General features: G+C 53.3%; 14 protein-coding genes. 8 read left to right on the forward strand and 6 right to left on the reverse strand.

The window, feature by feature from the left end; all coding sequences use genetic code 11:
* The first annotated feature begins 548 nt into the window (after nt 1-548).
* Together ABJQ89_RS12960 and ABJQ89_RS12965 are read left to right on the forward strand one after the other, a co-directional pair.
* Entirely contained in the window at nt 549-980 is a 432-nt protein-coding gene (locus ABJQ89_RS12960) for a universal stress protein (RefSeq protein WP_348496633.1), read from the forward strand.
* Between the two features lie 11 nt (nt 981-991).
* Nucleotides 992-2,548 (forward strand): alanine/glycine:cation symporter family protein, encoded by a 1,557-nt coding sequence (locus ABJQ89_RS12965; RefSeq protein ID WP_348496634.1) that lies wholly within the window; start codon nt 992-994, stop codon nt 2,546-2,548.
* 55 nt (nt 2,549-2,603) lie between these two features.
* Here ABJQ89_RS12965 and ABJQ89_RS12970 read toward each other — a convergent pair whose 3' ends face one another.
* Nucleotides 2,604-3,515, reverse strand: a complete 912-nt coding sequence (locus ABJQ89_RS12970; RefSeq protein WP_348496635.1) for an SGNH/GDSL hydrolase family protein — start codon at nt 3,513-3,515, stop codon at nt 2,604-2,606.
* Between the two features lie 261 nt (nt 3,516-3,776).
* On the opposite strand from ABJQ89_RS12970, the gene ABJQ89_RS12975 reads away from it, so the two are divergent.
* The 6 genes from ABJQ89_RS12975 to mdoH all read left to right on the forward strand — a co-directional run bounded on the left by ABJQ89_RS12975 (nt 3,777) and on the right by mdoH (nt 12,728).
* Nucleotides 3,777-5,375, forward strand: a complete 1,599-nt coding sequence (locus ABJQ89_RS12975) for a thiamine pyrophosphate-binding protein (protein WP_348496636.1) — start codon at nt 3,777-3,779, stop codon at nt 5,373-5,375.
* Nucleotides 5,362-6,567, forward strand: coding sequence for a CoA transferase (locus ABJQ89_RS12980; RefSeq protein WP_348496637.1), 1,206 nt, complete (start codon nt 5,362-5,364; stop codon nt 6,565-6,567). The genes ABJQ89_RS12975 and ABJQ89_RS12980 overlap by 14 nt, the downstream gene beginning before the upstream one ends.
* Nucleotides 6,568-6,706: 139 nt before the next feature.
* Nucleotides 6,707-8,068: a tetratricopeptide repeat protein gene (locus tag ABJQ89_RS12985; protein ID WP_348496638.1), complete on the forward strand. Its 1,362-nt coding sequence runs from the start codon at nt 6,707-6,709 to the stop codon at nt 8,066-8,068.
* A gap of 18 nt (nt 8,069-8,086) precedes the next feature.
* A complete protein-coding gene (locus ABJQ89_RS12990) occupies nt 8,087-9,295 on the forward strand; it encodes an OpgC domain-containing protein (RefSeq protein ID WP_348496639.1) in 1,209 nt (402 codons plus the stop codon).
* Nucleotides 9,295-10,836, forward strand: a complete 1,542-nt coding sequence (locus ABJQ89_RS12995) for a glucan biosynthesis protein G (RefSeq protein ID WP_348496640.1) — start codon at nt 9,295-9,297, stop codon at nt 10,834-10,836. Before ABJQ89_RS12990 ends, ABJQ89_RS12995 begins: the two co-directional genes overlap by 1 nt.
* A complete protein-coding gene (gene mdoH / locus ABJQ89_RS13000; RefSeq protein WP_348496641.1) occupies nt 10,836-12,728 on the forward strand; it encodes a glucans biosynthesis glucosyltransferase MdoH in 1,893 nt (630 codons plus the stop codon). The genes ABJQ89_RS12995 and mdoH overlap by 1 nt, the downstream gene beginning before the upstream one ends.
* Here mdoH and ABJQ89_RS13005 read toward each other — a convergent pair whose 3' ends face one another.
* The 5 genes from ABJQ89_RS13005 to ABJQ89_RS13025 form a co-directional block, all read right to left on the reverse strand.
* Entirely contained in the window at nt 12,729-13,574 is an 846-nt protein-coding gene (locus ABJQ89_RS13005) for a prolyl oligopeptidase family serine peptidase (RefSeq protein ID WP_348496642.1), read from the reverse strand.
* Between the two features lie 9 nt (nt 13,575-13,583).
* Nucleotides 13,584-14,039 carry a rhodanese-like domain-containing protein gene (locus ABJQ89_RS13010; RefSeq protein WP_348496643.1) on the reverse strand — a complete coding sequence of 152 codons (456 nt, stop codon included), beginning with the start codon at nt 14,037-14,039 and terminating at the stop codon, nt 13,584-13,586.
* Between the two features lie 14 nt (nt 14,040-14,053).
* Nucleotides 14,054-14,566, reverse strand: coding sequence for a YHS domain-containing (seleno)protein (locus ABJQ89_RS13015; protein WP_348496644.1), 513 nt, complete (start codon nt 14,564-14,566; stop codon nt 14,054-14,056).
* A gap of 115 nt (nt 14,567-14,681) precedes the next feature.
* Nucleotides 14,682-15,332, reverse strand: a complete 651-nt coding sequence (locus ABJQ89_RS13020; RefSeq protein ID WP_348496645.1) for a pyridoxamine 5'-phosphate oxidase family protein — start codon at nt 15,330-15,332, stop codon at nt 14,682-14,684.
* Nucleotides 15,333-15,360: 28 nt separating this feature from the next.
* On the reverse strand, nt 15,361-15,740 hold a 380-nt coding region (locus ABJQ89_RS13025), incomplete at its 5' end, for an FGGY-family carbohydrate kinase (RefSeq protein ID WP_348496646.1).

The raw sequence follows: 15,740 nt of genomic DNA on the forward strand, positions 1-15,740 counted from the left end.
TCCACATATACAAAAATGTTGGACGTTTTTAGTAAGTATACCATAATAATGTCAACATTGGGCAGAACATGGCGCTGTTTCTTTCCCAAACTAAACTAACGTTTTGTCGACACCCCTAGTTTGTCCACTGCGTAAAAAGTGACCAAAGCTGTGGTTGGTTAAGCTAATTGGATTGAAGAGGTGCTCACTTTTCCTCCGCGACAGCGGGTTTTCTACTTCAAAAGCGGATCAGAACTTGGCGAATTAGGGTTTTTTGCCCTACCAATTTGCCTTGAGAAGTCATTTTCGCACGGGCTTTCTTCCTTATTTTGGCGCTAAAAACAGTGCTTTTGTCTCGCATGTTGCCGAAAACGGCGATTACGAGTTTTTGTTGGCATGCTTTTCTCAACCTTAGATTGAAAATTGCCGCGCGTAAATTGTTTCAGATTGTTGTTCGCGTTGACGCACTTGTTTTAGGTCCATAGCTTTTTAGGTGAACCGATTCCCCAAGGGCACCTTAAAAATAGCCCTAAAGATGCGTTCGAAAAAAGATCATAGGGACAAAAATAATGAAATTAGTAGTCGGCCTTGATGGCCAAAGTTCAGGCGAGAAAGCGTTGAATTTCGCTAAATCGCTCGCTGGAAGTATGGAAAGTTGCGAACTCATCGTCGTTTACGTCATTGAGTGGTCTCCATTTTCCTTCCAAACCGCAGAAGAAAATGCGCAGCGCCATAAGCGTCGTGAAGAAGAAATTTCTATTGCGATGGAACGTGTCCTAAATCCTGCTGTGGCATCGCTAAAGGCCGTTGGCCTAAACGCGCGCGCCATCGTGCGTCACGGCGATGTTGCGGATACGATTGATGATATCGCCAAAGCTGAAACTGCAGGGCAAATCATTGTTGCGCGCTCCAGCGCCGGTGGTTTGACATCGCGTATCTTCGGCAGCTCAACAGCAAATCTTGTGATGAACGCCAGCGTTCCAGTCACTGTTGTTGCATAAGGATTGAACTCATGAACTCACTAATTCGATTTTTTCTGACGGTCGCGACCTTTTTCGCGATCGCTGTTCCCGCCTCTGCGCAGGAGGCTGCTAAATCCTTAGATGCGAAGGTCAACGAAGCTTTTGCAAACTTCACGGGTCCTTTCGTGAGCTTTATCTTCGCGCCAATCCCCGGCACGTCTTTCCCATGGATTGTGATGTGGCTTGTCATCGGCGCGACGGTTTTCACGCTCTACTTTGCATTTGTTCAATTTCGTTTCTTCGGCCACGCGATTTCGTTGGTCAAAGGAGATTACACTGACCCGAACGATGCGGGCGAAGTCAGCCACTTTCAGGCGTTGGCAACGGCGCTTTCTGGCACTGTCGGTCTTGGTAATATCGCGGGCGTTGCCGTTGCTGTTGGCATCGGTGGTCCAGGCGCGACGTTTTGGATGATCCTTGCTGGCTTGCTTGGCATGGCGTCTAAGTTCACCGAATGTACGCTGGGCGTGAAATACCGCAATGAATACCCGGATGGCACCGTGTCTGGTGGTCCGATGTATTACATTTCCAAGGGCTTCGATGAACTCGGCTTGCCAGGTGGCAAAATCCTCGCAGTTCTGTTTTCCATCTTCTGTATCCTTGGTGCATTTGGCGGCGGAAACATGTTCCAAGCGAACCAAGCGCATGTTGCGATCACAGGTATCACAGGTGATTTCTCTGGCCTCATCACTGGCTTTATCTTTGCCGCTGTTGTTTTTGCAGTGATCGTGGGTGGTGTTAAATCCATCGCGAAAGTGACTGAAAAGATCGTACCTTTCATGGGTATTTTGTACGTCGGTGCGGCGCTGGTCGTGTTGATTGTAAACTACAACATGATCGGTTGGGCTTTTGGTCAGATCTTCGCAGGTGCTTTCACAGGTCTCGGCGTCGCTGGTGGTATGGTCGGTGCGTTGATCCAAGGCTTCAAACGCGCTGCGTTTTCGAATGAAGCGGGCGTTGGTTCTGCGGCAATCGCACACTCTGCGGTTAAGACGAAAGAACCCATCACTGAAGGTTTTGTATCGCTGCTTGAACCACTGATCGATACTGTTGTGATCTGTACAATGACCGCGTTGGTCATCGTGATTTCCCAGCAATTGCTGATCGACGAAGCTACGGGCAACTACATGCTGAATGAAGCCGGCAGCGCGATTGCGACTGTTGACGGCAATTCAGGTGTGGCCCTGACGGCAGCGGCGTTCGGATCAGCTATCAGCTGGTTCCCATATGTCTTGGCAATTGCTGTGATCCTTTTTGCTTTCTCTACCATGATTTCGTGGTCCTATTACGGCCTGAAAGCTTGGACCTACCTGTTTGGTGAAGGCAAAGCGTCTGAGCTGACGTTCAAGATCATCTTCTGCATCTTCATCATCATCGGTGCTGCGGCGAGCCTTGGTCCAGTGATCGACTTCTCCGATGCGGCAATCTTTGCGATGGCTGTTGTGAACATCTTCTGCCTCTACTTCTTGATGAAGATCGTTCGCGCAGAGCTGGTATCTTACACACAGCGCCTCGGCTCTGGTGAGATCAAAAAGTTCCATCACTAAGCTGATCTAAACGAACGAAAGGGCCGCTTTGTTGAAGCGGCCCTTTTGCTTTGTCCTACCTCGGATCGTACATAAGCTGATCAATGGACGGGGCATTGCTGCCGATCTGATCAAAAATCGCGTTACAAATCCCGCCCATTTCAAGCGCAAAGAAGTTCTTCGCTGCGCGTTCATTCGGGTGGTATGGATCCTTTACGCGGCCATTCTTGTTCAGGCGGAAATAGCTTGTGTTGCCTTGGTTGGCCAAAACGGTTTGCGGCGTGGCACCAGGTACAAAGCTACAGCGACTGCCCGTCTTGGCGAATGCGGTGTTGAGGTTCTTTTGCGCCCGCAGCCTAAGGTCGACGATCTTTTTGGAATAGGCGGGCGCTGTCGTCATAAAGACGCAAGGCATACCCTTAGGCAGTTGCGCCATCATCTTTTCAACATCAGCGATTGCCGCTTCTTCGCTCTCGGCCCAGCGTTTGGCAGAGTTCCCTAGGAAGGACAAAAGCAGCAATTTTGGATCGTAGTAGTCATCCCGAAACATATGCTCGAACGCAGACTTCTTGGGCGCGCAAAACTGGTATTCTTTGCCTTTGCCAATCTGGACGTATTTGTTGCCTGACATGTTTATGAAACCATAGGTTCCGGCATTCACGCGCCATTTCTTGTCTTCTTTACAGATGGTGTCTTTTGAACGTCCGCTGCGGGCGGTCCATGAATGGATCGAACTGGACCGCACACCAATCACACCAACACGCATTTTGCCGAGCTTCTTGAGATCGTGTCGTTGCTGTTTGTTCGCGTTGCAGTGGGTTTTGATATCGGTGAAGAACTCAAGGAAAGCGGGGCCAGAACCGAAGGAAATTTGACTATCGCCCAAGATTAGAATTTCTGGCGAAACAAAATCAGCAGCCTGCAACGGCGTTGAGAGGGAAAGCAGCAAAGCCCCAAGGAGTGCTTTCGTTCGGAAGAGTCTGCGCATCTGTTAGTCTTTCGTCGTCTTTGGCGTGCTTCGCAGAACAAACCAGCTCGGGTCGAGCTGTGCTCGTTCAAAGTCTGGAAAATTCTAATGGAGCATTATGTCCTAAGAAAGGGTGTGCAGATAAAGTTAAAGTTATGTTGAGTTGAATACGTTTAAGCGGCGAGACCCAGCATAACGTTACAAAATCCACACGAGGAGTTGTTTTGCAAATCAAGGCGTTGTCGCGCAAATCCACTATGAACACGAAGATGGAATAGAATTATGCGCGCAGCTGACGTACTCGCAAAACGGTTATATGCGGCTGGATGCCGTTGGGCATTTGGCATGCCCGGTGGAGAGGTGTTGACCTTGATCGACGCTCTCGAAGAGGCTGGCATTACGTTTGTTTTATGCAAGCACGAGAACGCGGCAGGCTTCATGGCGGAAGGTACGTATCACCGCACTGGCGCGCCCGGTATCTTGGTGGCGACGGTGGGACCGGGTGCCTTGAACGGTATCAACTCTGTCGAGAACGCGCGCGAAGATCGTGTGCCTTTGATCGTTTTGACGGGCTGCGTTGATGCTGACACCAGCCATGTTTACACCCATCAGGTGGTCGATCAGACCCAAGTTTTTCGTCCAATCACCAAGGAAACGTTTACGCTGACGGCAGGCATGGCCCATGTCATCGCGGACAAAGCGGTAGGCATCGCTACAGAGGGGCGCCCGGGTCCGGTGCATATTGATGTGCCGATTTCGGTGGCTGATGCCCCTTCCCAAGGCGGCGAAATATTGCGCGCGGTTGCTGCGCCCGTTGCCCCTGTTGGCACAATCGCGGAGCAGGCGAAAACGGCGCTCGCCAATGCGAAGCGCCCCGTGATCATCGTCGGGCTCGATGCGATATCTGAAGGCGGCGCTGCAGCTGTGCAAGAGGCGGCAACCCGTTTGGGCGCACCTGTCATAACGACATACAAAGCCAAAGGAATTTTGCCAGAAAATCACCCGCTTTCACTGGGCGGTGCCGGACTATCACCCAAGGCGGATGCGATGCTCGTACCGTTTGTGAAGGCGGCCGATGTTATTCTCGCGATTGGCTATGATCCGATTGAGATGCGCGCAGGTTGGCAGGATGTGTGGGACCCAAAGGCGCAAATGGTGATCGACATTACTGCTGAGCCGAACCATCACTATATGCATCAATCCACCCTCAGCATCATTGGCGATTGTGCAGCCAGCGTCGCGGCGATCTTGCCAAGTGCGCTAGGCCCTGTTTGGGAAAATAGCGAAGCAGCTAGAGTGAAAGAAGAGCTGATCACAGCCTTCGCGGCTGATGGCACTTGGGGGCCGGATCAAATCATTCAGACCTGCCAAGATACTTTGCCTGACGATACGCTCGCGACCGTGGATAGCGGTGCGCACCGAATTCTTCTTAGCCAGATGTGGCAGTGCAAATTTCCGCGCGCTTTGACCCAATCCACTGGTCTTTGCACGATGGGCGTTGCCGTGCCATTGGCGATGGGGACGCAAATAGCTGAACCAGACCGTACCGTCGTGTCCTTCTCCGGTGATGCAGGCTTTTTGATGGTAGCGGGCGAACTCGCGACAGCCGCTGAGATGGGATTGAAAACGATTTTTGTTGTGTTCGTTGATGCATCCCTTGCATTGATCGAATTGAAGCAACGGCAACGTCAGATGAAAAACCGCGGCGTTGATTTCGCCCATACAGACTTTGCAGCAATTGCGCGCGGGTTTGGCGGGCAGGGGCATCGCGTTACAACGAAGCCCGAGCTGGAAGCTGCGTTGAAAGCGGCGCAATCCGCAGACAGTTTCACCCTGATCGCAGCAGAATTTGATCGCAAGGCCTACGATGGAAAACTCTGAGACCAAAGGCGCGCTTGAAGGTGTCGTTGTTCTTGACCTAAGCCGTATTCTTGCAGGTCCAACCGCAACGCAATTGCTAGGCGACATGGGCGCGACCGTTTTCAAGATTGAAAACCCAAAAACAGGCGGCGACGATACCCGCAGTTGGGGACCGCCTTATGCGGAAACCATCGATGGCGAGAGCGATTTGAGCGCCTATTTCATGGCGGCTAATCGCAACAAATACTCGATTTCTGCCGATCTTTCGACGCCCGAAGGGCAAGCGATTGTTCACAAAATTGCGCAGCACGCGGATATCGTCGTTGAAAACTTTAAACCTGATAGCCTCAAGAAATATGGCCTTGATCATGCGGCCATGTGCGCCAAACACCCGAGCCTGGTTTATTGTTCCATTTCTGGATACGGCCAGACCGGTCCGAACAAAGACAAGGCCGGATATGATTTGATGGCACAGGCCTACGGCGGGATTATGTCGCTGACAGGCGCGCCCGAAGGACCACCTATGAAAGTTGGCGTTGGCATCGCAGATGTTATGTGCGGAATGTACGCGAGCGTCGGCATTTTGGCGGCGCTGCGCCATCGCGATCAAACTGGGCAGGGGCAGCATATCGATCTTGCTTTGGTTGATGCGCAAATGGCTTGGTTGATTAATGAGGGGACAAATTTCCTGACATCGGGAAAGAACCCTGAACGTCGTGGAAACGCGCACCCAAACATCGTTCCTTATGATGTGTTTGCGACGCAAAACGACCACGTGATCATTGCGGTTGGAAACGATTCCCAATTCCAACGGTTTTGCATTGCTATCGAACGTTCTGATTTAGCTCAAGATTCGCGTTACCAAACAAATCCCGATCGCATTGCAAACCGGACTCTCCTTACGGCTGAAATAACTGTCACATTGGCCAAGTTGGACCGTGATGATGTGTTACAGTCTTTGGATGCAGTGGGCGTCCCCTGTGGTCCGATTAACACGCTTTCACAGGCGCTGACTTCGGAACAAGCCAAGGCGCGCGCTGCTGTCGTTTCGATGGAACACAATCAAACAAGCGCAGGACGCGTTGATTTGTTGGGGAATCCGTTGAAATTTTCGCAAACACCTGTGCGTTATCGCATGCCGCCGCCACGTTTTGGCAACGATACTGTTGTGCTCGATACGCTCTTATCGGCTTTGGGTGAAAACGCTTCCTAAATAACCTGATCACGAAAATTTTAACTCTCATCACATTCCCGCGTGCTCCTTAACTCGTGAGGTGAGAGTGCACTCCTGAGCCTTTAAGCCATTAGGTAAGGGCCGAAACGGAAGTGGGCCACGGTATATGGAGTGACCGATGAACGTTGATATTTGCAAGTGTGAGATAAGCCTAACAGACGCGTCTGCTTTAGAGGCTTGGAATGGCGTGGTGCTCGAAATACTGGCGCATGGTCAAAACGCACCTGTGCATTTGAATACGCTTCTGGAAACGGCGCCTGAGTTTGCAATGGGTCATGCGATCAAAGGCCTTGCTGTTTTAATGCTGGCGCGCCGCGAAGTTCTCCCCGTTGCTGTGGAAGCTAACAAATCTGCGCAAGCCGCATTGAAAGCTGGCGGTGCAACTGCGCGGGAAGCGCTTTGGTGTTCTGCTTTGAATGACTGGATCAACGGCGCACCCACACGTTCGGTGGAACGTATGGAAGCCGCGCTTCGTTTGAACCCAGCGGATACGATCAGCATGAAGATGTCTCATGGCATCCGTTTCATGTTGGGTGACAACCACGGTATGCGCCGCTCTGTTGAGCGTGTCTTGCCAGCCCATGGCGTTGATCATCCGCTTCGTGGATATGTGTTAGGGTGTCTGGCCTTTGCAATGGAAGAAACCGGTAGCTACGCGGACGCAGAGCGCACCGGACTTATGGGGCTCGAGCTTGCTGTCAATGATGCTTGGGGCCTGCATGCTGTCGCGCATGTTTACGATATGACGCACCGCGTCGATGATGGGATCGCGCTGATCGATCAAAACGCGGCTGCGTGGGGGCACTGCAACAACTTCCGTTTTCACGTTTGGTGGCACAAAGCGTTGCTGCATCTTGATCAAGGCGATGTAGCCAAAGCGCTTGATTTGTACGACACGAAAATCCGCGATGACAAGACCGACGATTTCCGTGATATTTCTAATGCGACGTCGCTTTTGGTGCGTCTGCAATTGGATGGCGTCGACGTTGGTCACCGTTGGGAAGAACTCGCTGATTTGTCAGAGGCGCGTGTCGATGACGGTTGTCTCGTCTTTGCCGATTTGCACTACATGCTGGCGCTTGCAGGTGACAAACGCACTGATGCGGCAGCTTTGATGACAGCCCGGATCGCGCGTGACGCAACTGGGCCTGGTGACATGGCGCAAGTCATGAAGGCACCGGGCGTGGCAGCGGCAGAAGGCTTGGCGGCCTTTGGTGAAGGTGACTATCAGCGCGCCTTTGCTGGTCTGTCTGCTGGGCATACGAAATTTCAATCTTTGGGTGGCAGCCATGCGCAACGTGACGTATTTGAGCGCCTTACAATCGAGGCAGGCCTGCGAGCAGGCCGCCTAGATGAAACAAAGACGTTGCTTGACGAACGCACAGCGCTGCGAGGTGGTCATGAAGATACTTTCGCCGCGCGACGCATGAGCCAGATCGAAAGCGCGCGTCGCTCCCAGCGTTCCATCGCTGCAGAATAAAAGAAGGCCGGCACTATTATGACTTTGGCAGACACAAGCCTGCATGCGCGCTCCAACGCGCAATCGACTTCTATAAGCGCAACGACAACGCGTGATCCTCGGCTCGACTTTTTTCGCGGTATAGCGATGTTTATTATCCTGATTGCTCATGTTCCGAGCAATTGGTTGACGCTTTGGATTCCTGCGCGCTTTGGCTTTTCCGATGCTACAGAGACCTTTGTTTTCTGCTCTGGCATGGCTAGCGCAATCGCCTTTGGCCGCGTGTTCCGCGAACGCGGCGTCTTCATGGGAACTGCGCGCGTAGGTTTCCGCGTTTGGCAAGTTTACTGGGCACATATTGCATTGTTCTTTGCGATCGCCGCCACGATGGCGTGGCTCAACACAGTGCTTCCCGATGGGCGGAACTATGTAAGTCAATTGAACCTGCATCCGTTTTTCAACCGAACGCAGGAAAATCTGATGGGTTTGCTGACGCTGACCTATGTGCCGAACTACTTTGACATTCTGCCCATGTATCTAGTGATCCTTGCGATGATGCCGATCTTTATCGCGCTCGCTCAAGTGAATTTCGCATTGGCTGCAGCGGCTTCTGTGGGCCTATGGTTTGCGGTGCAACTCTTCGGCTGGAGCCTGCCTGCTGAGCCTTGGTCAGAACGCTCTTGGTTCTTCAATCCATTCGCATGGCAGTTGGTGTTCTTCACGGGTTTCGCTTGGATGTCTGGTTGGCTCCCTGCGCCGCCGCGTAGCCGTGCACTGTTTGCGCTCGCTGTAACGATCATCTTGATCACTTTGCCTTTCGCCTATTTCAGGCTCTACAATACCTTTCCAGTCTTTCTGGAATGGCGCCGTGATTGGTCTTTCCTGATCAACAAATCCAACTTTGGCATTTTGCGCTATGTGCACTTCCTTGCAACAGCCTATGTGGCTTGGATGCTCGTCGGACCGCGCGGTGAGCGTTTGTTGACCAAAGGCATGAGCACAACGTTGTCGCGCATTTGGAATGTCGTGCTGAGCGTCATCATGAAGGTGGGTCAGCAATCACTGGCAGTCTTCATCGCGTCGATGTTCTTCGCGCGTATCCTCGGTGTGATCTTCGATATCATCGGTCGCACGTGGATGAACATGGCCCTCGTCAACGCCTTTGGCTTTACTGTGATTATCGGCGTCGCTTACGGCGCGGCATGGTTCAAAAGCCAACCTTGGAAAACCAAGCGGAGTGAAAAATAATGCTGAGACGTGATGTTCTAACGGGTCTACTGGCCCTCGCTTCTTCACCCGCTTTGGCGCAGGCAACAACAGCGCCTGCTGATGACGCCCCTGATGCGATTTTGATGCTTGGCGATGGCTCTCCGTTTGATGCAAGCGACATTGTTGATATGGCTCGCAAGCTCAGCCAGACGCCCTTTCAAGCGGTGCCAGACGTGCCAAAAGAATGGACCGAGCTGACCTATGAGCAATACGTGTCGATCTGGTTTGACACACGCAACGCGCTTTGGACGGACGAACCGGATACACCTCTGCGATTGGACGTGTTTGCGCCGGGGCTTTATTTCCCGCGCCCTGTCGATATTGCGGTTATTGAAGATGGGCAAACGCGTCCACTTCTCTTCGATTTTGACGTCTTCGATAAGACTGACAAGTTCCCTAAGCTGCCTACAGGGTCTAACCTTGGCTATTCGGGACTGCGTCTGCGCGCGGAGTTGGAAAAGGCGGGCATCTATCAAGAGTTCACCGTCTTCCAAGGTGCCAGCTATTTTCGCGCGGTTGGCAATGGTGACATCTACGGGCTATCAGCGCGCGGAGTTGCGATTGATACAGGCGACCCTGATGGCGAAGAATTCCCTGATTTCCGTGCCTTTTGGTTAGAAAAACCGAAGAAAGGCGAGACCACTTTTATTGTGCACGCCTTGATGGACGGGCCAAGCATCACTGGGGCTTATCGTTTCGAGATTACACCAGGCGCTCCGCTCGTGATGGAAGTCGAGGCAACGCTTTTCCCACGTACTGAACTTGATGCAGTTGGCATCGCGCCGTTAACATCAATGTTCCAGTTCGATGAAACCAACCGTGATCGCTTTTCCGACTTTCGCCCTGCGGTGCATGATTCAGACGGTTTACTGATCCACAATGGCGCGGGGGAGACACTCTGGCGGCCATTGGCGAACCCCAAGGCTTTGCAAGTTAGCGCGTTTGGCGATGAGAACCCCAAAGGGTTTGGTCTGATGCAACGGGCACGCAAGTTTAGCGATTTTGCGGATCTTCAAGCGCACTATCACAAACGTCCCGGTGTTTGGATTGAACCAAAAGGGGAATGGGGCAAGGGCGCCGTGACGCTGTTTGAAATCCCCACTGATCGTGAAATCTACGACAACATTGTCACCATGTGGCGTCCTGCTGAACCAATGGCCGCGGGGAGCGAACACGCGCTATCCTATCGCCTGACATGGGGCCAAGACAGCGATTTCGGCAATGGTTTGCGCGTTCTCAACACGCGCATCGGCAAGGCGTTTGAAGATGGCATTATCGTTGCGATTGATTTCGAGGACGGGGCTGGTGTGCCAGAGGACTTGGACCAAATTGAAAAGCTCATCAGTGCAAGTGCTGGCAAGGTGTCCGGCGGCGTTTTGCAACGCAATCCTGAGACCGGTGGCCCGCGGCTTGCCTTCAAATTCCATCCTGAAGAGGCGGGCCTGATCGAGTTTCGCGCTGAGCTGCGCGTCGATGGCAAACCTTTGAGCGAAACGTGGCTCTACAGGTGGACCGCCTAATGCGTTACGCCGCAGAAATAATGCCTGCGCGTGCACCGCTGCCTATGGATGCGCAAGCCTTCAACAAGCGACCCAAGCAGCGTGTGCGCACGCGCGCTGAACGCTCTGCGTTGCTGTGGCGTTTGGTGGCCTTCGGCCCGGCGATAGCGTTCACGATTTTCCTAAGTTTTGCGATCACCAATTGGTTTGCTTTGGGCGGAGTGTCTTGGCTTGAACGCGCTGTTGTGGTGCTGGTTGGTCTGACGTTCATCTGGATTTCCATTTCGGTCACGACGGTGTTGATGGGGCTGGTGCAACGCATTTTCCGCCCCTGTCGTTTGACGCGCACAACAGTTGGTGATCCTCAAACCGTTGCGCTGCTTGTTCCGATTTACAATGAAGATCCGGCCAGTGTTTTTGGCAATGCCTCCGCAATGCTGCACGAATTGGCACAAGGCCCGCAGCACGACACGTTCACCTTTTTTGTTCTCAGCGATACGACTGATCCCGAAATCGCAGAACTGGAGGAACGCGCGTTTTCGGAACTGCGTGACATGGCCTCGCCGCGGATCGATATCTACTATCGCCGGCGTGCGCAAAATACCGATAAGAAGGTTGGTAACCTGACCGACTGGATCGAAAATTGGGGCGGTGATTACGATGCGATGTTGGTGCTGGATGCCGACAGCCTGATGAGCGGCGCTGCGATCCGTCGCCTTGCGGGTGAGTTATCTGCAGAACCCGATGTCGGTCTCATCCAATCCGTTCCTGTGCTTGTCGGTGCGCATTCACTATTTGGGCGCATGCAGGAATTTTCGAACGCCGTATACGGCTGGCTCTTATCAGAGGGCATGGCGCTTTGGGCGCAGGGTGAGGGGAACTATTGGGGTCACAATGCGATCATTCGCACACAGGCTTTTGCGCAAAGCGCGCGCCTGCCGTACCTACGTAGCCTTCGCGGCAAGAACAAGCTGATCCTGAGCCATGATTTTGTTGAGGCGGGCATGTTGCGCCGCGCGGGATGGCGTGTTCGCTTTCTTCCGCGTGTCGGCGGCAGTTTTGAGCAAACGCCGCAAACCTTAATTGATTATGCCTTGCGTGATCGTCGTTGGTGTCGCGGTAATCTGCAACATCTGCGCTTGCTCTTTGTGCGCGGTTTCCATCCGATGTCTCGCTACCATCTGTTGCAAGGCGCGCTGGCATTTCTGATGTCGCCCTTCTGGTTCGCGCTTATGCTGACGTGGGCTGCGCTTGGCATGATGCCAAGCCCATCGCCTGAGACACCGCAGTTTTTTGAACCTTCTGATCCGCTTTATCCGATCTGGTCCGGCCTTAATCAGGATCAAGGATGGATATTCCTAGCGCTGATTTACACGATGCTTTTGCTGCCCAAATGTATTGGCGCTATCGCCCTCGGTATGCGCCGTGATGTGGCGCAAACCTATGGGGGAAGCGTGCCATTTTTCGCAGCGACTGTGTTCGAGATTTTCTGCGCCATTGTCTACGCGCCGATCATGATGGTGCAGCAAACGATTGCCGTTGTTTTGGCGTTGCTCGGACGGGGCGGCGCATGGGGCGCGCAGGAACGCGGAGTTGGGGACGGATATTCCTTTGCCACTGTCTTGCGCTTTCATTTAGTCGAAACCTTGCTAGGCTTGGTATTGGTTGCCGCGGCAATAAATGGGACCGTGCCATTGATGGTCCTGCCGGTTGCTTTGCCGCTCTTATTTGCAGCGCCGCTTTCGCAGCTGAGCGCTGTGAACATCAGTAAATTGAAAATGGGATGGATGCGTTTGGATAGCCCTCAATCCCTTCGCCAGCCACGTATCGTCACACGGGCCTTGGCGGACCAAGCGCAAATGCAATCGCGCTTGGATGCTCCAGTTCATATCAAAGCCATTGCGGCCGAGTGATTAGAGGTTTTCGAACCACTCAATCGCCATTTCTGCCCAACCTTTTGGAATGATGTGACCCGCAGGAAATATCGCGAGTTCTAAATTTGAGCCGGGCGCGCATCGCTCCCAGCTGCGGCGCATAAAGGGACCAGAGGTGTCAAAGCGGTCCGCTTTGAGGTTGTTGCATTGGTTGGCTTCGCGCCAAATGCTCATTGCGTGAAAGACATCGCCTTGCACGAAGGAATTCGGGTCCTTCACATCGATGCCACGCACCATGCGCCCTTCTAAAGGGACGGTTCCATCGGTCCAGCCATGGGTGTGCAACAGGCTTACACTACCTGCGCATGTCGTGGGATGCGGCCGCCAGAAGCTACCCCCAAGCGGGGCGTAGGCTTTGAAGGCGTCCGGTTCTGCGCAAGCGAGGTAGGACGTCATGGAACCGCCAATGGAGAAGCCTGTCAGCAGAATTTTGTCTGGATCGATACCATGGGTTTCAATGAGATCATCACGCACGGATTTGATGAAGCTGATTTCATCGCGCCGTTGTTCGCGATTGGGATGGAAGGACCATGATCCGCCATTTCGTCCTTCGGGGACCAAGCCCGTAGGCGCCACGAGCGCATAACCGCGCTCTAAAACCGAGTTGGTTAAGCTTTGGTTGCGAAAGACGCCTGAGCCAGAGCCGCCAAAACCGTGAATAAAGATCACTGCGGCCTCTGTGTCTGCATCAGGTTTTGCAATGTTGTATTCGCCCGTTTCGACCAAACAGGGCGTGGTTGTCGAACACGCGCTTGCGCTGCTCGCAAACGAAACGACACCCGACAGCGCCGCGCTGACGAGTGTTAACAATCGTTGAGATGTCATGTGAGACCCTTATTTCGTCCATTTTTGGGTAGGGAGGCCGCGCGCCAGCCAACCGGGCCCCGCGGAGGACCCAAGCATGCCTTCTGGAATGTCGATGATATCGCCTAGACCCGCTTTGGTCATAGCAGCGGCCATCCTGCGCGAGCGGACCCCGCGCGCGCATATCACGGCAAGTGGTAGGCCGCCTGTGGCTTCTTGAGCTGCTTTAACAGCTTCAATGAAATCTCGGCGACGCAGATCAATTGGGACAGCGCCCTTTGCGATCCCTGTACGCGCCCATTCATCTGGGCGACGTACATCGATCAGCAGAACTTCTGACTGACGGATCAACTCGTTCGCCCGTTGTGGGCTCACGAGGAGATCGCCATTTGCGACCACACGTGCGGGATAGAGCACGTAAGCGCCGCTCAGAGTTGCGGTAGCGAGAGCGCCTGTAATCAGCGTTCGCCGAGATAGTTTTTTCATCTAATCTGCGTCACTTAGTTTGATGGCGCAGGAGATGTGAAGCTTGGGATCGCACGCGTAGACGCGGCTGCTGGCTCAAGGCTGGTCCAGTTGTTACCTGCTTTGGAAATGTTGCCTGGAATGTCTTCTTCCCAGAAGCCTACAACGTTCTTTGTGATGTTGAGGTAAAGTTTGTCATCAACAATGCGCCATAGGTTCGGGTTGCCGGGCACCTTACCACCTTGGGCTACACCATATGCGCAGTGGCCATCAAACTGTGGCGCATACTTTTCTGGGTTCGCAGTAAACAGGTCGCGGTTTTCAGCGGATGAAAATGCGAATGTAGAGCCATTGTAGCTTGCTGTGATGGCGCGGCTGCCGGGTACGGCGCTTTGTTGGGCCGAGCCGATTTGGGACTGTGGCAGGCTAAAATAGGCAACAACGTCATAGCCTGATGCAGCGAAACCTGTGTTGTCTTCATATTGCGGACCAGCAAGCGCTGCGGTGGCAGCAAGGGCGAAAACGGCTGATAGTACGAATCTTTTCATTGGGGTTCTCCTAAATATGCTCTCACCCTAGACATAAAAAATCCGCTTGTATCGCCACCTCTCAGAGCTGTGAAGCGTCGTGGGTATGCGTGATAAGATCGGGGAAAGTTGCAAATTAGTAAAGCGTTGCTTGGTATTCCGCCTCTAGGGCTTCATCCAGTTGGTCTTGTTCTGCGCTATCGACGGGCGCACCGTCGGTTAAGTCCAAAACAATTTTCATCAAGGACGGCACAGTGTTGCGATCTTGGAAATGCTCTGGATCCCATAATTTGGAACGTCGGAACGCCTTGGCACAATGAATGAAGACTGTGTCAACTTTGACCACGATGGCGAGCCTTGGCGCGCGTTCGTGAACGCTTAGTTGCTCAAGAAGGTCCGGATCACGCGTCAGGCTCGCTCTACCATTGACCCGCATCGTGTCGTCAAATCCGGGGATAATGAACAGCAGGCCGACACTCGGGTTCGACAAAATGTTGGTTAGGCTATCGAGGCGATTGTTGCCGGGGCGATCTGGGATGGCGAGCGTGTGCTCATCAAGAATTTTGACGAAGCCGATGGGATCACCGCGCGGGCTGACATCAGCTTTGCCCTTTGCGTCTTGTGTCCCAAGACAAACAAACGGGGCGCGCGTGATGAAGTCTTGCGCATGCTTATCCAGTTTCTGTTGAACTTTTTTGGTAGCCAAATCATGGGTTGGCGGAAACAAGTCGCGCAAGGCAGCTTCGGTTGTGACTTCATGATCTTTGTTGAGACTGTATCCGGCCATCGTCCAACCCTTTGTGATTTGGTGTTGTCTAGGTTTTGGTGCTGTTCCAAGCTGCGCGATAATCGGCATATCGCGCCTTGTAAGCTGCTGCGAGTGTTGGGTCTGCTTCGTGAACCACGTCGGTTGTCGGGGTGCTGAGCACCTCAGATGCAGGTAAATCACCTGTTGCCAACATGGCCAATCGGGCCGCGCCAAGCGCCGCGCCCTGCGCGCCGCTGGTAGGAACCTTCAATGTGAGGCCCGTGGCAGAGGCAATAATGCGCAGCCAAGTTTCCGACTGACTGCCGCCTCCCGCGACCCAAACCGCGTCAGGTAAAGAACCACATTGCTCTAGTGCCGCGCAGCAATCGGCGAAGGCAAAAGCGACGCCTTCCATCACGGCTTGGACCAAATCGGGTAACTCATGCG

Origin of the sequence: Planktotalea sp. (assembly GCF_039984035.1) — a bacterium.
In the GTDB taxonomy this organism is placed as follows: domain Bacteria; phylum Pseudomonadota; class Alphaproteobacteria; order Rhodobacterales; family Rhodobacteraceae; genus Planktotalea.

Coding starts and splice junctions, on each gene's coding strand:
- ABJQ89_RS12960 (WP_348496633.1), top strand. CDS start 549: ATGAAATTAGTAGTCGGCCTTGATGGCCAAAGTTCAGGCGAGAAAGCG.
- ABJQ89_RS12965 (WP_348496634.1), top strand. CDS start 992: ATGAACTCACTAATTCGATTTTTTCTGACGGTCGCGACCTTTTTCGCG.
- ABJQ89_RS12970 (WP_348496635.1), bottom strand. CDS start 3,515: ATGCGCAGACTCTTCCGAACGAAAGCACTCCTTGGGGCTTTGCTGCTT.
- ABJQ89_RS12975 (WP_348496636.1), top strand. CDS start 3,777: ATGCGCGCAGCTGACGTACTCGCAAAACGGTTATATGCGGCTGGATGC.
- ABJQ89_RS12980 (WP_348496637.1), top strand. CDS start 5,362: ATGGAAAACTCTGAGACCAAAGGCGCGCTTGAAGGTGTCGTTGTTCTT.
- ABJQ89_RS12985 (WP_348496638.1), top strand. CDS start 6,707: ATGAACGTTGATATTTGCAAGTGTGAGATAAGCCTAACAGACGCGTCT.
- ABJQ89_RS12990 (WP_348496639.1), top strand. CDS start 8,087: ATGACTTTGGCAGACACAAGCCTGCATGCGCGCTCCAACGCGCAATCG.
- ABJQ89_RS12995 (WP_348496640.1), top strand. CDS start 9,295: ATGCTGAGACGTGATGTTCTAACGGGTCTACTGGCCCTCGCTTCTTCA.
- mdoH (WP_348496641.1), top strand. CDS start 10,836: ATGCGTTACGCCGCAGAAATAATGCCTGCGCGTGCACCGCTGCCTATG.
- ABJQ89_RS13005 (WP_348496642.1), bottom strand. CDS start 13,574: ATGACATCTCAACGATTGTTAACACTCGTCAGCGCGGCGCTGTCGGGT.
- ABJQ89_RS13010 (WP_348496643.1), bottom strand. CDS start 14,039: ATGAAAAAACTATCTCGGCGAACGCTGATTACAGGCGCTCTCGCTACC.
- ABJQ89_RS13015 (WP_348496644.1), bottom strand. CDS start 14,566: ATGAAAAGATTCGTACTATCAGCCGTTTTCGCCCTTGCTGCCACCGCA.
- ABJQ89_RS13020 (WP_348496645.1), bottom strand. CDS start 15,332: ATGGCCGGATACAGTCTCAACAAAGATCATGAAGTCACAACCGAAGCT.